General features: G+C 68.6%; 2 protein-coding genes. Both read right to left on the reverse strand.

Annotated elements, in window-relative coordinates; all coding sequences use genetic code 11:
• A partial coding sequence (locus AC2VOG_RS07475; protein WP_486939282.1) for an acetolactate synthase large subunit occupies nucleotides 1–1,524 on the reverse strand: 1,524 nt, incomplete at its 3' end.
• 19 nt (nucleotides 1,525–1,543) lie between these two features.
• Nucleotides 1,544–1,732: fructosamine kinase family protein (locus AC2VOG_RS07480; protein WP_486939283.1), on the reverse strand; the 189-nt coding region annotated here is incomplete at its 5' end.

Consider the following 1,732-nt stretch of genomic DNA (forward strand, 5'->3'; position numbering starts at 1 on the left):
GTCGATCAGGTGCGGGCCGGGCTCGGCGAAGGCAGCGCGCAATCCGTCAGCGAACTCTTCGGCGGTGGCGGCCCGGCGCGCAGGAACTCCCATTCCCTCGGCGATCTTGACGAAATCGATCGTCGGCCTGGACAAATCAAGAAGTTCCTGCGCTTTGGGGCCAGGTGCGGAACCGACGCCAACCCGCTGCAGCTCGAGTCGGAGGATGTCGTAGGCGCTGTTGTTGTAGATGACAGTCGTGACGTTCAGGTTCTCCCGGGCTTGGGTCCACAGGCCCGAAATCGTGTACATCGCGGAGCCGTCGGATTCGAGATTCAGCACCGGCCGGTCGGGCGCGGCGACCGCGGCCCCTGCTGCCGCCGGAATGCCGTAGCCGATCGCCCCCCCGGTCAGGGTCAGCCAGTCGTGTTTCGGTGCACCGGCGGTCGCAGCAGTCAGCGGAATGCTGGACGTGTTGGACTCGTCGACCACGATGGTGTTCTCCGGCATCAGCGCGCCGACCACGTCGGCCACCGACATGGCGGTCAGAGCGCCGCTCGGCAATTGCGGGCGCGCCAATTCGGCGACTTCGGCGACGGTTCCCGGTGCCAGCTCGTCGGCCAAGGCGGTCAATGCGTCTGCCGCTCCGATGTGGTGGGCGAGAAGGTGCACTTCGCAACCGGCCGGCACCAGGTCACTCGGTTTGTCCGGGTAGCCGAAGAACGACACCGGCGACGTAGCGCCGGCCAGCACCAAATGCTTGGTGCCGTCTAGCTGCGCCAGCGCGGCCTCGCCGAAGTATGCCAACCGCTCGATGGCGGGGACACCGGCACCGCGCTCCAGCCGCGTCGGAAAAGTCTCGCAGAGCAGACGGGCGCCGGTGGCTTGTGCGATCCGCGCCGCAGCGGCCAGGCCCGGCCGCCGGGTGGCGTCACCGCCGACCATGATCACCGTGGGCTCGCCCGAGCGCAGCACCTCGGCAACCTCGGGTGTCAACATCGGGTCGGCGCCCGACGGCGCTGCCGGCAGCTCGGCCGCTGCTCGGGCTCCGTCGGACCAGGACACGTCCGCGGGCAGGATCAGGGTGGCGATCTGGGCTCCCGCCCGGCTGACCGCGATCGCCTGCGCCGCGTCGGCGGCAACGTCGGCGGTGCTGGTCGATCGATGCACCCAGCCCGAGACGCTGCCGGCGAGTGCGTCGATGTCGGATTCCAGTGGCGCGTCGTACTTCTTGTGATACGTGGCGTGGTCTCCGACGACGACCACCATCGGGACGTGGGCGCGACGGGCGTTGTGCAGATTGGCCAGGCCGTTACCGAGGCCGGGACCCAGGTGCAGCAGGACGGCGGCCGGGCGGCCGGCGATGCGGGCGTAGCCGTCGGCCGCCCCAGTGGCGACACCTTCGAAAAGCCCTAATACGCCCCGCATCCGCGGAACCGCATCTAAAGCCGCGACGAAATGCATCTCGGACGTGCCGGGGTTGGCGAAGCACACGTCCACCCCGGAGTCGACCAGCGTGTTGATCAGAGCCTGCGCACCGTTCACGCCTCGACTGTAGAGCCGGTCAGATCGACAGCGCGGCCTGGGCGCAGATGTGTGTCCGCTGCGCATGACCCCCGCCGAACAACACCACATGCGCGAGCAGCGCAAAGAGCTGATGCAGCCCGATGCGCTTGCGCCAGCCCGGCTGCAGTGGGTGCATGCTCTGGTAGCCGGCAATGATGTCGTCGTAGTGCGGGCAGCCGAACAGGGC

Source organism: Mycobacterium sp. TH-M11 (assembly GCF_057473725.1).